This is a genomic window from Bacillus sp. FSL K6-2861 (assembly GCF_038630725.1).
GTDB classification, from domain to species: Bacteria; Bacillota; Bacilli; order Bacillales; family Bacillaceae; genus Bacillus; species Bacillus velezensis.
In genome coordinates this window covers 3,177,447-3,192,545 of sequence record NZ_CP152037.1, presented here as the reverse complement: position 1 = coordinate 3,192,545, position 15,099 = coordinate 3,177,447, and the positions used below count along the sequence as shown (strand labels likewise).

The 15,099-nt window shown below is 46.7% G+C and carries 15 protein-coding genes; 5 read left to right on the top strand and 10 right to left on the bottom strand.

Annotated elements, in window-relative coordinates:
- Positions 1-42: 42 nt before the first annotated feature.
- The 3 genes from NYE62_RS15835 to malK form a co-directional block, all read right to left on the bottom strand.
- Positions 43-1,116, bottom strand: a complete 1,074-nt coding sequence (locus NYE62_RS15835) for a BMP family protein (protein WP_007408665.1) — start codon at positions 1,114-1,116, stop codon at positions 43-45.
- 400 nt (positions 1,117-1,516) lie between these two features.
- A complete protein-coding gene (locus NYE62_RS15830; RefSeq protein ID WP_003152077.1) occupies positions 1,517-2,224 on the bottom strand; it encodes a response regulator in 708 nt (235 codons plus the stop codon).
- Positions 2,217-3,818, bottom strand: coding sequence for a malate sensor histidine kinase MalK (gene malK / locus NYE62_RS15825; RefSeq protein ID WP_342497047.1), 1,602 nt, complete (start codon positions 3,816-3,818; stop codon positions 2,217-2,219). Before malK ends, NYE62_RS15830 begins: the two co-directional genes overlap by 8 nt.
- A gap of 174 nt (positions 3,819-3,992) precedes the next feature.
- Here malK and NYE62_RS15820 point away from each other — a divergent pair, with 174 nt between their 5' ends.
- Positions 3,993-4,550 carry a YufK family protein gene (locus NYE62_RS15820; protein ID WP_007408662.1) on the top strand — a complete coding sequence of 186 codons (558 nt, stop codon included), beginning with the start codon at positions 3,993-3,995 and terminating at the stop codon, positions 4,548-4,550.
- Between the two features lie 14 nt (positions 4,551-4,564).
- Here NYE62_RS15820 and NYE62_RS15815 read toward each other — a convergent pair whose 3' ends face one another.
- The 3 genes from NYE62_RS15815 to NYE62_RS15805 form a co-directional block, all read right to left on the bottom strand.
- A complete protein-coding gene (locus NYE62_RS15815) occupies positions 4,565-4,978 on the bottom strand; it encodes a thiol-disulfide oxidoreductase DCC family protein (RefSeq protein ID WP_014305710.1) in 414 nt (137 codons plus the stop codon).
- Between the two features lie 21 nt (positions 4,979-4,999).
- The gene (locus NYE62_RS15810; protein WP_342497046.1) at positions 5,000-6,874 is read right to left on the bottom strand and encodes a transglycosylase domain-containing protein; all 1,875 of its coding nucleotides are present in this window, start codon (positions 6,872-6,874) and stop codon (positions 5,000-5,002) included.
- Positions 6,875-6,963: 89 nt separating this feature from the next.
- On the bottom strand, positions 6,964-8,208 hold the full coding sequence (locus NYE62_RS15805) for a multidrug efflux MFS transporter (protein WP_342497045.1): 1,245 nt from the start codon (positions 8,206-8,208) through the stop codon (positions 6,964-6,966).
- A 151-nt stretch (positions 8,209-8,359) separates the two neighbouring features.
- Here NYE62_RS15805 and kapD point away from each other — a divergent pair, with 151 nt between their 5' ends.
- Positions 8,360-8,977 (top strand): 3'-5' exonuclease KapD, encoded by a 618-nt coding sequence (gene kapD / locus NYE62_RS15800; RefSeq protein WP_003152084.1) that lies wholly within the window; start codon positions 8,360-8,362, stop codon positions 8,975-8,977.
- A gap of 24 nt (positions 8,978-9,001) precedes the next feature.
- Here the strand turns inward: kapD and NYE62_RS15795 are convergent, their stop codons facing one another.
- The 3 genes from NYE62_RS15795 to NYE62_RS15785 form a co-directional block, all read right to left on the bottom strand.
- Positions 9,002-9,388: a kinase-associated lipoprotein B gene (locus NYE62_RS15795; protein ID WP_015240473.1), complete on the bottom strand. Its 387-nt coding sequence runs from the start codon at positions 9,386-9,388 to the stop codon at positions 9,002-9,004.
- 47 nt (positions 9,389-9,435) lie between these two features.
- Positions 9,436-10,719 (bottom strand): HAMP domain-containing sensor histidine kinase, encoded by a 1,284-nt coding sequence (locus tag NYE62_RS15790; protein ID WP_144664232.1) that lies wholly within the window; start codon positions 10,717-10,719, stop codon positions 9,436-9,438.
- Positions 10,720-10,841: 122 nt separating this feature from the next.
- Positions 10,842-12,005, bottom strand: a complete 1,164-nt coding sequence (locus NYE62_RS15785) for a MalY/PatB family protein (protein ID WP_015240471.1) — start codon at positions 12,003-12,005, stop codon at positions 10,842-10,844.
- A gap of 86 nt (positions 12,006-12,091) precedes the next feature.
- Here NYE62_RS15785 and NYE62_RS15780 point away from each other — a divergent pair, with 86 nt between their 5' ends.
- Positions 12,092-12,352 carry a DUF1871 family protein gene (locus NYE62_RS15780; protein WP_015418093.1) on the top strand — a complete coding sequence of 87 codons (261 nt, stop codon included), beginning with the start codon at positions 12,092-12,094 and terminating at the stop codon, positions 12,350-12,352.
- A 24-nt stretch (positions 12,353-12,376) separates the two neighbouring features.
- Here NYE62_RS15780 and NYE62_RS15775 read toward each other — a convergent pair whose 3' ends face one another.
- On the bottom strand, positions 12,377-13,198 hold the full coding sequence (locus NYE62_RS15775; protein WP_007408654.1) for an alpha/beta hydrolase: 822 nt from the start codon (positions 13,196-13,198) through the stop codon (positions 12,377-12,379).
- A 152-nt stretch (positions 13,199-13,350) separates the two neighbouring features.
- Between NYE62_RS15775 and NYE62_RS15770 the strand changes: the two genes are divergently transcribed.
- Together NYE62_RS15770 and NYE62_RS15765 are read left to right on the top strand one after the other, a co-directional pair.
- On the top strand, positions 13,351-13,851 hold the full coding sequence (locus tag NYE62_RS15770) for an Lrp/AsnC family transcriptional regulator (protein WP_003152098.1): 501 nt from the start codon (positions 13,351-13,353) through the stop codon (positions 13,849-13,851).
- Entirely contained in the window at positions 13,852-15,021 is a 1,170-nt protein-coding gene (locus tag NYE62_RS15765; protein WP_095352724.1) for an aminotransferase, read from the top strand.
- Positions 15,022-15,099: the final 78 nt, after the last annotated feature.

The following is a 15,099-nucleotide window of genomic DNA, read 5'->3' as shown; positions in this document are numbered from 1 at the left end:
AAGAGAGGGGATAAGCACGGAAGTCTCCTTATCCCCTGGTTCTTACTCAGCCTTGAAGGATTTCAATTCTTTTTCAGTTGAAGGGATCTCGAGTCCGTCCGCGATTTTCTTCTTCCAATCGTCTGTTGCTTTAATGACATCGTCAGAAAGGTTCTCCTTGTGATCCGAGATGCCGACTGCATCTTGCGCCAAACCGTATGTTAATGTTTTGCCGCCCGGGAATTTGCCGTCACTCGCTTTTTTCGTTAAGTCCTCCACGGCCGTATCCACTTTTTTGACCATTGATGTGAGAGTGACATTGTCTTTTGTGCCTTTGACTTGACCTTCCGCGTACTGGTCTTTATCAACACCGATAACCCATACGTTCCGCTTCGGATCTTCTTTTTTTAGATTTTTCGCTTCTGTGAAGACGCCCGTTCCCGTTGCGCCGGCCGCGTGATAAATGACGTCAACGCCTGATTTGTACATGCTTTCAGCCGTCGCCTTGCCGACATCGGCTTTGTCAAATCCGCCCGCATATTTCACTTCGACGGTCGCTTTTGGATTTGCGGCTTGTACACCCGCGCGGAAGCCGATTTCGAATTTTTTGATCAATTCAGACTCCATTCCGCCCACGAATCCGACTTTTCCCGTTTTGCTCGATAGCGCAGCGGCCGCTCCTACGAGGAATGAACCTTCCTGCTCTTTAAATGTAAGGCTCGCCACGTTGTCTTTTTTGACAACGGCGTCAATGATCGCAAAATTGGTGTCTTTGCGCTGATCGGCGATTTCGCTGATGGAATCCTGCATCAGATACCCGACGCCGTAAATCAGGTCAAAGTGTTCCCGCGCTAATTTATTTAAGTTCGTTGTATAATCTGCATCTGATTTTGATTGAAGATAGTCAAAACCGCTTTTGCCTTTTGTAAGCCCGTTGTCTTTTCCGAATGCCTGAATACCTTCCCAGGCGGACTGGTTAAATGATTTGTCATCGACACCGCCGATGTCCGTTACCATGCCGACGGTAAAGTTTTTGCTGCCGGAGCCGTTTGCTTTGTCACTTGAACCGCATGCGCTTAATATGGTTCCGGCCGCCGCGATGAGCGCCATCGCCATTCCGATTTTGCGTTTTTTCAAAGATATAACCCCCCTGTAAAATATGGCTGTGCCGTTCAATTCAGACTGAGTCCCCGTACCGGATGCAGAATCGAAAAAACTTTCTGATAATAATGATGAGACGTCTCTCTTTTTCCCGCCTTGAGCGGCTGTCTCTTCCGTGTTCGGGACTTATGACTTATCTGAAAAGAGCTGCTAACCAATCATAATTTATCATTTTACCCGCCATAAATAAATAGAAATTTGCTTATTTTTTAAAAAATATCAATTTTATGAATCGGCTTCCTCATCTGGATAAAACAGAGGAGAATCAGCCGGGTCATTATCCTTATATAGCATACAAAAAAGGAATCTCAAGCCTTTTGTCACGGGATATGACAGTAAAAAAGCACCGTTCACAGCGGAACGGCGCTTTTTGACATTATAAATATTGTTTGATGCTGCTGACATTGCCGGTGTTGATATGATATTGGAAGACGGGTCTGCCGATCGTGCCGTACGCCATCTCTACATTCAGCACTTGTATGTCTTCCAGAAATTTAAGGTATTTCCGGATGGAGACTTGCGAGATTTCAGTATGCTTGGCGAGATCTTCTGTGGTAAAAGAGCCGTCACCGAAAGACTCAATGCTCGCCCAGATGAGTTTAAGCGTGCTTTTTGTCAATCCCTTCGGAAGGTGAACCTTTTCCGCCGCTTCTTTCTTTTGAAAAAGCTCGGCATCCAATTCTTTCTGTGTCATGCTTCTGTGTGATTGATAAACTTTCTGCTTGCGTCTGTAGTCGGAAAGAGCGGTTTGAAAGCGGTCAAATTCAAATGGTTTGATTAGATAATCGACGGCGCCGTACCGAAGCGTTTTTTTGATGACGTCCAGCTCGCTTGCGGCCGAAATGACGATGACATCAACCGATTCATTTTGTTTGCGGATTTCCGTTAAAAGCTCAAGCCCGTTTTTTCCCGGCATGTAAATGTCAAGAAGGATGAGATCGATATGATGCTCGCTCAGCACGTGCAGCGCGCTTTGAAAGGATGATGCGATCCCTTTCAGCTGAAATCCTTCAATCTGGCTGAGATAGCGTTTATTTAATTCACCCACCATGGGGTCGTCTTCAACTATGAGTACATTAATCATCATTTTCCTCCTTCGGTTCATACGGAATGCGAAGACTGAAAGTCGTTCCTTCATTCTTTTCACTTGTCACAATCATATGGCCTTTTAAATTTTCTGTTGCCTGCTGGGTGAAATAGAGGCCGAACCCCCGGTTTGTCCCTTTCGTGGAATAACCTTGTTCAAAAATACGGGCTTGGTCTGCCGCAGACATTCCGGCTCCCGTGTCCGTAATCTCTATATCAAGCTGGCGATCCTGAAACCGCATCGAGCACGTAATGTTTTTTTTCGGCATCTGCGCCACCGCGTCGAGCGCGTTGTTTAACAGGTTTCCGATAATCGTAATGAGCTCATGGATGGCGGCCGGATCCGCCGCATTCGGGATCAGGCTGCCGAGCTGAATGTCCAGATCAGCGCCCTGTTCGCGTATGTAGCTTTGTTTTCCTAGAAGAAACCCTGCGAGAACCGGACTTTTGACATCACTTATAATCTCGCTTGTTTCCGTCTTCTGCTGAATGGCAATGTCTTTAATGTAAGTGCCGAGATCATCGTATTCTTTTAACTGGACAAGCCCTAAAATAACATGAAGCTTATTCATGAATTCATGAGACTGGGCTCTTAATGCGTTTGCATACATTTTAACACCGGACAGCTGTTCTGCTAAATGTTTGACCTCCGTTTTGTCCCTGAAAGTGGCGATCGCTCCGACGGTTTGTCCTTTCAGATGAATCGGAACCTCATTAAAGACCAGCTCAAGCCCGTTAATGCGGATATCCCTGTCCTGAAGCGGTTTTTTCGTTTCAATCACTTGTTTCAGCCGGCTTTTCGGGAGAATATCGTTCACATCTTGATCGACCGGATTAGTCGGAATACCCATTTTAATAAAAAGCCGTTTCGCTTCCGCATTGGCAAGCTTGATTTTTCCACGCGCGTCAACCGCCAGGATGCCTTCCTTCGTTGATTCGAGCATGGCGCTCCGCTCTTCCAGGAGGGTGGCGATTTCATAAGGCTCAAGACCGTACATAATGTTTTTGACGGTGCGGGCGACAATGACGGCTCCGATGACGCCGACAAAAATACTTACGCAGATGATGAAATAAAGCGGTCTCAAACTGTGGCTGACGACATCCTGTATTTTGTTAAGCGAAATTCCGACCGAAACGACGCCCACTTGTTTTTTATCTTTTCCATAGATCGGTACGAAGGCTCTCATGGATTTTCCGAGAGTTCCCGCTGATGTGCTCGTTTTGATATGCCCGTGCATCGCCGGCTGTTCATCTCCGCCGGTGAATTTCTTCCCGATTTTATTTGCGTCGGGGTGGGTGAGGCGGATGCTGTTCATATCCATCACCACGACAAATTCGGTTCCTGTCGTATGCTGGACGTCTAATGTATAATCCCGGAGCTCTTTCAGCCCTTTTCTTGTTTGCAATGCCCGCGCGACACTCGGTGTTTCCGCGACCAGCTTTGCGGTGCGCAGCGCGGTCGTCCGTTCTTCTTCTTTCACGCGGTCTGCTGTTTGGACGCTGATCGTGAAAAAGGTGATACAAAGTGCGATAAGGACGACAATACAGACGAATATCGTTAATCGGGTTTGCAATTTTAATGTTTTTTTCATAACAGCCTTCCTTACGTTTATCATTCCCGCGTTCTACTTTACTCCGAAAAAGCCGGTTTGTGAAGATCAGGCCCTTATTTCGTAAAAGTGAGGAAAAATGGTATTTTTTATCTTGTCAATGTGTTTTAAGTCCTCCATAATAAGTGAGGTAGATTACAGAAAGGGACTTTTTATATGAAAAATACTTATTGGACGGGTTATTTTCCGCTCGTTGCGATTCTGCTTTTTAGTTCGTCATTATCCATTTCTACCTCGCTTTATGTCATGAAGATACTTCAGACGCTCGGCATGTATCAGGGGATGCTGGATTATTTCTCTGAGAAAGGGATCAGACTGGCGCTTTTTGCAGCGTTCGCCCTTGTGTATTTTATGCTCTTTTCGGCTTTGAAGCTGATTGCAAACACAGTGACAGAGCTGTCTCTTTTGTTTTTCACAAATGACCCTGAAGGGGACAATCTGAAAAAAATCAGATTAGGCTCTTTAATTTATGTAGGCGGAGGAATTCTTTCCTTTGCGCTCGTGCAGAATGGTTTTTGGATTGCGGCGTTATTTGCCGTTGTTACGCTCGTTTATTTGATTTTCATGGTGTACAGAATCTATTCGACACTCTCGATCGTTTCGCTGATCGGTTTTATATTGCTTGAGATTCTGTTTTGGTTTACTTTTGTTATCGGTATTTTGTACATCTTTATCAAGCTTTATAATAGCATAATGGCTAGCTTACCTGTGTAAGCTAGCCATTTTTGTTAAGACAGAAATCTGTTTTTGATCTCAGGGGAGGGGAGCATGCATGCTTCCCTTTTTCCGAACCATTTGTAACGGCGCCGGGCGATGAAAGAATAGGCTCTGTCCCTGAGGGGGCGGGGCACTGCGAAAAAAACCGCTGACAGCCGCCAGGCTCCGCGGAGATGACGGGAAACCTTTAACACGGCTGCGGATTTTTTGTATATCCGCCCGTTTTCGATAAAAATCATGCTGTCAAATTGTTCTGTCGGAAGTCCTTCTGATGCCAAAAGCTCCCGGGCGGTATCTGATTGCAATGATGCAAATGAGATTTTGCCGGCCGGATCGCGTTTAATGATGAATTGAACGGCGCCGCTGCATAAGTTGCAGACGCCGTCAAACAAAAGTACGCGGTCCGGAAGCTGAGCTGGTTTCAAAGCGGATCCCCTCCGTTATCTTTAATAAGCTGCCTGCAGCGTGTTTTTCCAGATCGAAAGCTGAGGGCTTGCGTCATGAAGGTATTCGACGCTTGACGGTGTATCCTTGCCGACCCATACCCCCATCGTATAAGCGTCCGTCAGGCCGACAAACCACATATCGTGATAGTCATTTGACGTTCCTGATTTTCCGCCGACGTACGGAGCTTTAAAGTTCGCTTTCTTTCCTGTACCGCTCTTGACGACGGCTTTCATCATTTCTTTGATCTGCATGTTGGTCCGCACGCTGAATACCTGCGTCGGCTCATCTTTCCATTTTAATATCGTTTTTCCTTTTAAATCAGTCACTTTTGTAATCGCGTGACTCGGCGTATAAACGCCGTTGTTGCCGAACGTGGTGTACGCATTGGTCATTTCAAGCGGCGTCATGCCGTTTGTAAAACCGCCAAGCGCCGCAGGCAGACGGTAATCCGCGCTGACCAGCTTCGCGAAATGAAACGGTTCAAGGTAGCTGAACGCCTTATTGACGCCGACGCGGTCCATGATTCTGATGGCTGGTGTGTTGTACGAGTATTTAAACGCCGTTTCCAGCGTGACCGTACCGTACGTGCGGTTATTGTAGTTTTGCGGACAGTAATCCGCACTGCAGAATTTGCTTGCGTCAATCTTGCTGTGTGGCGTTGCGCTGGTCTTTTCAATGTAAGGTCCGTAATCAAGCAGCGGCTTAATGGATGAACCGGGCTGTCTGTATGCCTGATAGGCACGGTTGAAATCATATTTATGATAATCTTTCCCGCCTGAAAGCGCGATAATCTGATGTGTCTGATGATTAATCACGGCCGCTCCGCCTTGGACACCTGCATACGGCAGATTTTGATTCACTTGGGCGACGACCTGGTTTTGCATATACGGATTCAGCGCCGTATAAATCTTCACGCCGTCTTTTAACAATGTGCTGACTCTGTCTGAAAGCTCACTCTGTATTTTTTGTTTCGCCTTTCCGGAAGCTTTTTCAAGACGTTTGTCATAGCCTTCGGATGATGAAACAAGCTGTGTGAATTCATCATTTACATAGGAAACATAGTCAGGATATTTATTTGTTTTTTCGTTTATATCAAGCTTGATCTTTTCCTTTTCGGCTTTTTTCAGCTGTTTCCCGGATATAACGCCTGCTTTTTTTAATCCGTTAAGCAATCTGACTTGTCGCTTTTTCGTATAATCAAAATGCTTGAGAGGATCATATAATGTAGGGTTATTAGGGATGGCGCAGATAAAGGCCATTTCTCCCAAAGTGAGAGATTTCAGCGGCTTGCTGAAATAAAATTGTGCCGCCGAACCGACACCGTATACGCCGTTATTAAAATAAATCGTATTTAAGTAGCCTTCTAAAATCTCATCTTTGCTGTATTTTTTCTCAAGCTGATAGGAATAGGCCAGCTCCGTCAGTTTTCGGCTGAAGGTGCGTTCATGGCTTAAATACACATTCCTTGCCAGCTGCTGGGTGATGGTGCTGGCGCCCTGATCAATTTTATGATCTTTGAAATTGGAGGCGGCCGCCCTGACCATCCCCATAAAGTCAAACCCTTTATGCTCATAAAAATGACGGTCTTCAGAGGTTAAAAACAGTTGTTTTACCTCATTCGGTATTTTATTAAAGGGCACGATCACGCGGTTCTCATGATCGCTGACAATCTCAGAAACAAGGCTTCCGTCCCTGTCATACATGTAACTGTTTTGAACCAGGTTGATCGCTTTTAAATCAATATGTTTATCGAGCACCTGATCAAAAGGCTTGATTTGTTTTACCTCTTTGCCGGAAGCAATAACTGTAAATGCACACAACGGGATAATGCCGAGCAGCAAAATCCATCCGATTATTTTACGTACCATGGTCACTCTCTTTTCTCCTGATTTCTAGCCATATCGTATCATTCTTTTAAGAATACGAGAAGGTTAAATTTAGAAGAAATCGTGATCGCTGCCGGTCAGCCCGCATTTGACGCTGTATCCTTGTGCAGATGTCCCGCCATCCATAAGAGCCCCGCGCCTATTAAAAAGAGAAAGGCGGTGACGTAGAAAGCAGCCGAAATGGAAAAACCGCTTGAGACCGCACCTCCGAGCAGAGGGCCGAGCACATTTCCGAGAAAACGAAAGCTGACGTTATAGCCGAGCACCTCTCCCTGGATGCTGCCCGGCGCCCTGACGCGGATTGCGGCCGTAATGCAGGGGAGCGTGCCGCCCATGACCATGCCGAACAGAAATCTGAAGACTAACAGAATGGAGAGGGAGGAGGCGAGCGCCTGCGGAATGAAAAACACCGCTGAGGCAATCAAAAGCACGATTAAGATCCGGCTGTGGCCGAAGCGGTCGCCGAAGTCCCCCCATTTCCGGGCAAGCAGTAAGCTTCCGAGTCCGGTCGCTGAAAACGCCATTCCGGAGAAAAAAGCTAAATTAACAGGTCCGTGCAGCTCATTGACATATAAAGCGAGCAGCGGCTGAATACTGAAATTGCCGGTCTGCACGATCATGGTAAGCACCATCATCGCCCAAAGCGCGGGCTGGTGAAAAATATAAGAGAGCACCTGTTTTCTGGAATAGGTTTTCCGCTTGTTTTGTTTCTCGCCGAGCGGCTGCTCATTCACCTGAAATAAAACGAGAAGCACGGATGCGAAAATAACAAAAGACGTAATAAAAAACGTGTACGTAAACCCGAAGCTGTCAGCGAGCAGCCCGCCCAGCATCGGTCCGAATAAAGTGCCTGACACCTGACCCATCTGCAGCGTGCCGAGCGTCTTCCCGGCAGTCTCTTTCGGCGTCTGCGCCGAAATCATGGCAAGCGATGTCGGAACAAAGCCTGTTACTAGACCCATAAGCAGCCGCAGGACAAACAGCTGATAAACGGATGTCACAAACCCCATCAATAAAATGCTGACGGCAATGCCGGTTCCTGTAATCAAGAGAATTTTTTTGTAGCCGCGTTTATCGCCGAATCTGCCCCAAAACGGGGAAATCACAAACGCCATTAAAAACGTGACGCCGAACACATACCCGCTCCATCTCTGCACATACCCGCCCGAATGGGGGCTGATCGTTTCGATATATAACGAAAGAAACGGAACAATCATGGTCATGCTGGCGGAAATAAAGAAATTTGTAATCCAAATGACGACGAAGTTCTTCTTACGGACAGAAATAACATCACCTTCTTTACTTTTCGTGTATCTAATCATTAGTATATAGGAATGAATCCGGTATTTGTATTTTCGATGCGGATATAGGAAAATTCATTATTTTTAGAAAATGAAGAAAGTTTCAGAGGGGAAACTGATATACTATCATAAAATATCATTTTTGATCGGAGGAAAGGCAGGTGTAAAAAAAGTGGATCAGCGCAGTCTGCTCATTATTGATTTTGAATTTACAATGCCTGACGGAAAATACAGCCCGCAAAATTTCTTTCCCGAGATTATTGAAGCGGGGATTGTCAAGACAGTGAATGATGAAGTGACTGAAACGTTTTCGAGTTATATCAAACCGAAAAAATTTCCGAAGCTGACGAAACGATGCAAAACCTTTCTGAACATCACCCAAAAAGACGTGGACGGCGGAATCACGTTTAATGAATTCATCCGCAAATTAAATGAGCTTGATCCTGATAAAAACTGCACGATCGTCACCTGGGGCAATATGGATATGAAAGTGTTAAAGCAAAATTGCATGTTTAACCACATCCCTTTTCCGTTCAAAGGAGAACTTCGGGATCTGTCCCTTGAATACAAAAATTTCTTCGGCGACAGAACATTGACCGGCCTTTGGAAAGCGGCAGAAGAGTATGGCGATAAAGGGACGGGCACGCATCATAAAGCGCTGGATGATGCGCGGACGACATACAAATTATTCAAGCTTGTCGAGCGGGATAAACAATATCTTGAAAAACCGAAACCTCCGACGATCGGTGATCGCGTCGATCTGACTGAACTGTTTCGCCGGGCCACATAAAAAAACCCAATCATGCCGACTGGGTCAAGTTCTTTTAAAATAGTCACGCTCTAACGCGGCCAAGTTGTCGAGCGAACGTTCCGCCCATTCTGAGCCGTCCGCTGTAAGCTGATCTTTCAGCCGGGCAGACGCCGCTTGTAAGGAAGCCGTATAATCAGGCACCTCGCCATCAAACGGTTTGACCATCTGATGCGGTATGTTTGTCTGTTCCCCGAATGCAAGCGCTCTTCTTTCATGAAAAAACGGAACATCCGCCTGCTTCGGATGATGAAGATCTCCTTGAGCGGGATGCGTCAGAACGGCTTTAATTTTCACTAAATAGTGATTGGGCCTGACGTCTGTCACTTCCCCTATGTATGCTCCTGTTTTATAAAACCCTTTTACGATTGTGCCGATTTCAAACGTATTCATAGCGTTCACCTCTCTCTAGTTATTCTATAAAAGATCAACGCGGTTGGCTAGTGAACAGCTGCCGGAAGCCTGACTGAGGCCGTTGTGCCCGAGTGCTCGCCGCTGGTGAAACAGACGGAGCCTTCATGATGCTGAATAATCGAGAATGTCACGGTAAGCCCGAGCCCGGTGCCGTTCGTTTTCAGCGTATAATACGGCTTGCCGAGTTTCTGCAGTTCTTCATCGGACATGCCGATTCCGTTATCCGTAATCTGAATGAGAATCATCTCTTCCTGTTTTTGGACGGAGACCTCGATTCGGCCGTTTTCAGAGGGCACGGCTTCAATACTGTTTTTAATCAGATTAATGAAGGCCTGTTTCAGTTTTTTTACATCGCCGAACACATATAAATCAGGCTCGCTTCGAACCGTAACGGTCACCGATTTAAAATTGGCATAAGACTCCATTAAGGAACCTGTTTCCTTTACGAGCAGAGAAATATCAAACTTTTCTTTTTCATAGTCATCCTGCTTCGCCATATCGAGATAATTCGTAATGATCGTCTGAGCCCGGTCGAGTTCGGACAGCACAAGTTTCTGATATCCGGAGTGGGATTTGTCCTGAAGCTGCTCGCCGCTGAACAGCAGCTGCACAAAACCTCTGACGACCGTAAGCGGATTGCGGACTTCATGGGCGACGCTTGCCGCAAGCTCGCTGACGACGGCCATTTTTTCTGAGTGAATCAGCCTTGCCCGCATGGACGCATTCTCATCAATGATCTCAATCAAATAAATGCACAGCAAAAGGGCGCTGACTTGAAAAAAAACAGATACTGCCGCCTCATAATAAACGGAAGATAGATTTTGAAAATTGAAAATATTGGTCGCGGAATAGATGAAGACAGATGCGGTTAATAAGGCGGTTTCAGTGCAGCCGATGAGAAGAGCGAAAAGCAGTTTCTTCCGCTTTGAAAAAAAAGGCCATTTCGTTTGGAGCTGGATAGGGATGATGATTAAAAAAGGAATTAAGGATAAGAAAAAAAGAGCGGAAGGTTCAAACCATATGAGCTGAAAAAAAACGGATGCCGCCCCTGCGGCAAGTCCTGCGGCGGTACCGGAATAAAGCAGGCAGACGATAATGGGAATCAGCTGCAAACCGTAACGGACGGAATGAAGCTCCTGGATGGGAAAAGCCGTACATAATAAGGAAGATGACACTGCAAATACGGCGACCAGCAGGCGGTTCGCTCTCGGCACAAGCAAATCGGGCTTGCTGAGCCAGAAGACTTGATAAAGAAAAATAGGGAATAAAATAAAAGAGAAGTGAAGCAGGTAATCCTTTACAATCTCCATTTATGCGAAATCCTTTCCTATGTAAATATGAATCTATTATAACATCTTTACCGGAAAAAAAAGTATATATTTCTCTAAAGCGAACGCCCTTATCTCATCTGATAAAGGCGTTCTTTCCGCTGCTAAGCGAGCGCTGCTTTCATTCTCTCAAGCCCTTCTTTTACGGCGGCGGCTGAACAGCCGACATTAAGTCTCATAAATCCTTCGCCGCCCGGTCCGTATTTTGTTCCCGGCTCTAATATGATTTTCCCTTTTTTGAGCATTCTTTCTTTGAGCTCGGCATCTGAAAATCCGTATTCGCTGAAATCCATCCAGATCAAATAGGAAGCGTCAGGCTTCATCATGCGGACTTTCGGCAATTCTTTTCTTAAAAAGTCCTCAGCCAATTTCATATTCCCTTCAATGTAAGGAATCAGCGCGTCAAGCCAAGGGCCTCCCTTTGTATAAGCCGCTTCGATTGCTGCAACCGCAAATGTGTTGAGGCTGGAAATTCCGTTCTGATGCAATGCGGCGGAGAATTTTGCCCGCTTATACCGATCGGGAATGATAATGGCGGATGCCTGAATGCCGGCAATATTAAACGTCTTGCTCGGCGCGACACAAGTAACGGAAATCCGCGCAAACTCCTCAGACAGAGAAGCGAAAGGCGTATGCGGCTTTCCGTACAGCATCAAGTCGGAATGTATCTCGTCAGAAACGACGGTGACGTTATGGGCGGCGCACAGCGATCCGAGCTTCATAAGCTCATCCCGGCTCCACGCTCTGCCGGACGGATTGTGGGGATTACAAAGAATCATCAGCTTGACCTCAGAATCGTTCAGCTTTTTCTCAAGATCCTCAAAATCCATACAGTAGACGCCGTTTTCTTCCCGTAACGGGTTATGTAAAACCTGCCGTTTGTTTTCCTTGATCATCTGATAAAAAGGCGTATACACCGGTGATTGAATCAACACCGGATCGCCCGGTTCGGTAAAGGCTTGTACGGCCATGCTGATTGCCGTGACAACACCGGGACTGAACGCTATGCTTGCGGGATCGGGCCGGTAGCCGTGCCGCGTCTCAAGCCATGAAGCGACGGCTTCTCTTGTGTTTTCGTCAGGAGACGTATAACCGAATATGCCGTGGTCAAGGCGGGCTTTTAAGGCGTCAGTGACCGCTTCGGGAGCGCGGAAATCCATATCGGCAACCCACATCGGAAGCGCATCCGATACGCCGAATAACGCTTCCGCCTTGTCCCATTTCACCGATTGTGTGCCAAGACGGTTTTCTCGAAGATCAAAGTTCATGTATGTCACTCCTGTAGTATCATTATTTTGCACAGCGTATCTATGATAAAATAGAATTGCAAACTTTATTATAAGCGGTGATGAAAATGGAAGAAAGCCAAGCGGTCATGGAAATGATGAAAATCATTGCCAAGTGGGATCCGTTTAAATATGGAGAAGATTTTTATGAGACAGAAGCCGTCGATATCGTTCAGGCCGTCTACAGTGAAGACCGTGCCGACAAGCTGGCAGCAGCCATTCAGGATATCTTTGAAGCTTCATTTGAGCGAAAGCTTCCGATCGAAGGCTGCCAAAAGGCCGCCGAGCAGCTTCTGTTCATAAAAGAAAGCAGCTCCTGCACCCCTTAAAAACCGGCGGTTCCGCCGGTTTTTTTATTGAATAAATTCAAAAATCCGCTCCGAAACAAACTCCGGGCGCTCTTCGGGTACGAGGTGCCCCGTATCCTTGAGTGAATACAGAATGGAATCCGGCAGGTCGTCATGAAGCCGTTTTCCGACTGAGACCGGAACGACACGGTCTTCTTCTCCCCAGATTAAAAGAGCGGGGTTTTGCACTTTCTTCAAATCCTCGGGCTCTAAATCGCCCTCCCTGTGTCTGATAAACCTTGTCATCGCTTTGAAAATCTGGCGGTCTGTAAATGGTTTTTCGTAACCGTCAATCATTTCCTGATCGATAAGCGTCCGGTCGTGAACGACATTTAACAGGTTGTTCAGCACGCCGTCTTTTGAAAGCCAATACTTAAGATACAGGTCAAAACAAGGGAGATGCGTCCCGAATATAATCGACGGGTGCGAGCGCTTTAAATACCCTGAGCTGCACAGCAGGACGATTTTAGAAAAAAGCTCGGGTCTGAGAAGAGACGCGGATAAGGAAATCTGGCCGCCCATTGAATGGCCGATGAGTGCGGCCCGGCTGATACCGAGCTTTTCCAGAAGTCCGATCAGAAGCTTGGCGAGGTTTGCGTAAGTATATACGAAAGTCCGTGACTTTTCCGATTGCCCGAAAGGAGGCAGGTCAACGGCGATAATATCATAATGGTTTCTGAGCAGCGGGATCAGTTTTCTGAAGCTGAATGCCGAAGATAAAAAACCGTGTACGCAGACGAGTGTCTGTCTGCCGGGATTTTCATAATGCTCGTAATACAGCTCAACTCCGTCTATCGCGGCCCGTTTAATCGGTGAAACAGCTTCCATGAGAGCCTTCGCCGTCCTTTCTTTGTTGTAATGTAAAGGCTTTTTTGATTGTCAGATTTTAGCTCTGGTTTCTTTCGGGTTTTTCTTAGCATTTGTCGAAAATCGTGATATAATGTCATGAAGATTTTTGATAATGCAAAGGTGTGAAACGTATGAAGCTGACCGAAAAAGAAACAGAAATATTAGAAATTTTAGACGAAAACAGCCGCGTTGATGCGGAAACGATTGCGAAAATGGCAAACATTCCCGCCGAAGAAGTCAAAAGCATCATTGAAAAGCTTGAAAAGGAAAAAGTCATCATTGATTATGCGGCGATGATCGACTGGCGCAAAGTCGACGGTTTGGAAGGCGTCACGGCGATGATTGACGTAAAAGTCACTCCGAAACGAAATGTCGGCTTTGATGAAGTCGCTGAGCGGATATACAGATTCCAGGAAGTTGAATCAGTGTACCTGATGTCAGGGGTGTATGACTTATCTGTCGTTATTCGCGGCAACACGATGTCAGACGTGGCAAGCTTCGTGTCTGAAAAATTGTCCACCCTTGAGTCTGTCGTTTCCACGACAACGCACTTCATCCTGAAAAAATATAAGCATGACGGCAAAGTCTTTGAAAGCGGAGACGATGACAAAAGAATCGTGGTGTCTCCGTAAATGGAAACGAAGACTTCTTATTTATCTGACTACGTGCAGCAGATTAAACCGTCAGGCATCCGCAAGTTCTTTGATCTGGCCGCCACGATGGAAGGCGTCATTTCACTGGGAGTGGGAGAGCCTGACTTTGTGACGGCCTGGAACGTGAGGGAAGCGAGTATTCTTTCTTTAGAACAGGGTTATACGGCTTATACGGCAAATGCGGGTCTTTATGAACTGAGAGAAGAAATCAGCCGCTACTTAGATCAGCGGTTCGGCCTGAGTTATTCGCCTGACAGTGAACTGATCGTTACGGTAGGGGCAAGCCAGGCGCTTGATCTCGCTGTCCGCGCCATTATGAATCCTGGAGAGGAAATGTTAATTCCCGAACCGTGTTTTGTCGCATATGAATCACTCGTGACCTTGACGGGGGCGAAGCCGGTGCCGATTCAGACTGTCGCTGCAAAAGGTTTCAAAGCATCTGCAGACGATTTTGAAGCGGCCCTGACGGACAAAACAAAAGCGCTGCTTCTATGCTCGCCGTCAAATCCGACAGGTTCCGTCTATTCGAAAGAAGAGCTTGAATCCATCGCTGCTTTCGCTGAAAAACACGACTTGATCGTGCTTGCCGATGAAATTTATGCCGAGCTGACGTATGATGAGCCATTTACGAGCATGGGGGCCATCCGCGGCATGAAGGAACGCACGGTCCTTATTTCCGGCTTCTCCAAAGCATTTGCCATGACGGGGTGGAGACTCGGATTTACGGCGGCGCCTCCCGTGATCAGGGATGCCATGCTCAAAATTCATCAGCACGCGATGATGTGCGCGCCTTCCATGGCTCAGTACGCGGCGCTTGAAGGGCTGAAAAACGGCCAGGAAGACGTCGAAAGAATGAAGAAAAGCTATCGGAGACGCCGAAACCTGATTGTGGAGACATTGAACGAAATCGGACTCGGCTGCCACCACCCCGGCGGAGCATTTTACGCCTTTCCTTCCATTCAGTCGACCGGCATGAGTTCAGAAGAATTCGCGGAACAGCTGCTCATTGAAGAAAAAGTAGCCGTCGTTCCGGGGAATGTATTCGGCCCGAGCGGCGAAGGCTACATCAGATGTTCCTATGCGACATCCATTGAGCAGATTCAGGAAGCGCTCGTCAGAATCAAACGGTTTGTTGAAAAAAGGGCATAAAAAAAGATACGAACCCGGTTCGCATCCAAATAAAAGGGGGGAATACTAGAAAGCCTTCGTAATCATAGTATACCCTCC

Coding starts and splice junctions, on each gene's coding strand:
- malK (WP_342497047.1), bottom strand. CDS start 3,818: ATGAAAAAAACATTAAAATTGCAAACCCGATTAACGATATTCGTCTGT.
- NYE62_RS15770 (WP_003152098.1), top strand. CDS start 13,351: ATGAAGCTGACCGAAAAAGAAACAGAAATATTAGAAATTTTAGACGAA.
- NYE62_RS15820 (WP_007408662.1), top strand. CDS start 3,993: ATGAAAAATACTTATTGGACGGGTTATTTTCCGCTCGTTGCGATTCTG.
- NYE62_RS15790 (WP_144664232.1), bottom strand. CDS start 10,719: ATGGAGATTGTAAAGGATTACCTGCTTCACTTCTCTTTTATTTTATTC.
- NYE62_RS15775 (WP_007408654.1), bottom strand. CDS start 13,198: ATGGAAGCTGTTTCACCGATTAAACGGGCCGCGATAGACGGAGTTGAG.
- NYE62_RS15785 (WP_015240471.1), bottom strand. CDS start 12,005: ATGAACTTTGATCTTCGAGAAAACCGTCTTGGCACACAATCGGTGAAA.
- NYE62_RS15795 (WP_015240473.1), bottom strand. CDS start 9,388: ATGAATACGTTTGAAATCGGCACAATCGTAAAAGGGTTTTATAAAACA.
- NYE62_RS15805 (WP_342497045.1), bottom strand. CDS start 8,208: ATGATTAGATACACGAAAAGTAAAGAAGGTGATGTTATTTCTGTCCGT.
- NYE62_RS15780 (WP_015418093.1), top strand. CDS start 12,092: ATGGAAGAAAGCCAAGCGGTCATGGAAATGATGAAAATCATTGCCAAG.
- NYE62_RS15765 (WP_095352724.1), top strand. CDS start 13,852: ATGGAAACGAAGACTTCTTATTTATCTGACTACGTGCAGCAGATTAAA.
- NYE62_RS15830 (WP_003152077.1), bottom strand. CDS start 2,224: ATGATTAATGTACTCATAGTTGAAGACGACCCCATGGTGGGTGAATTA.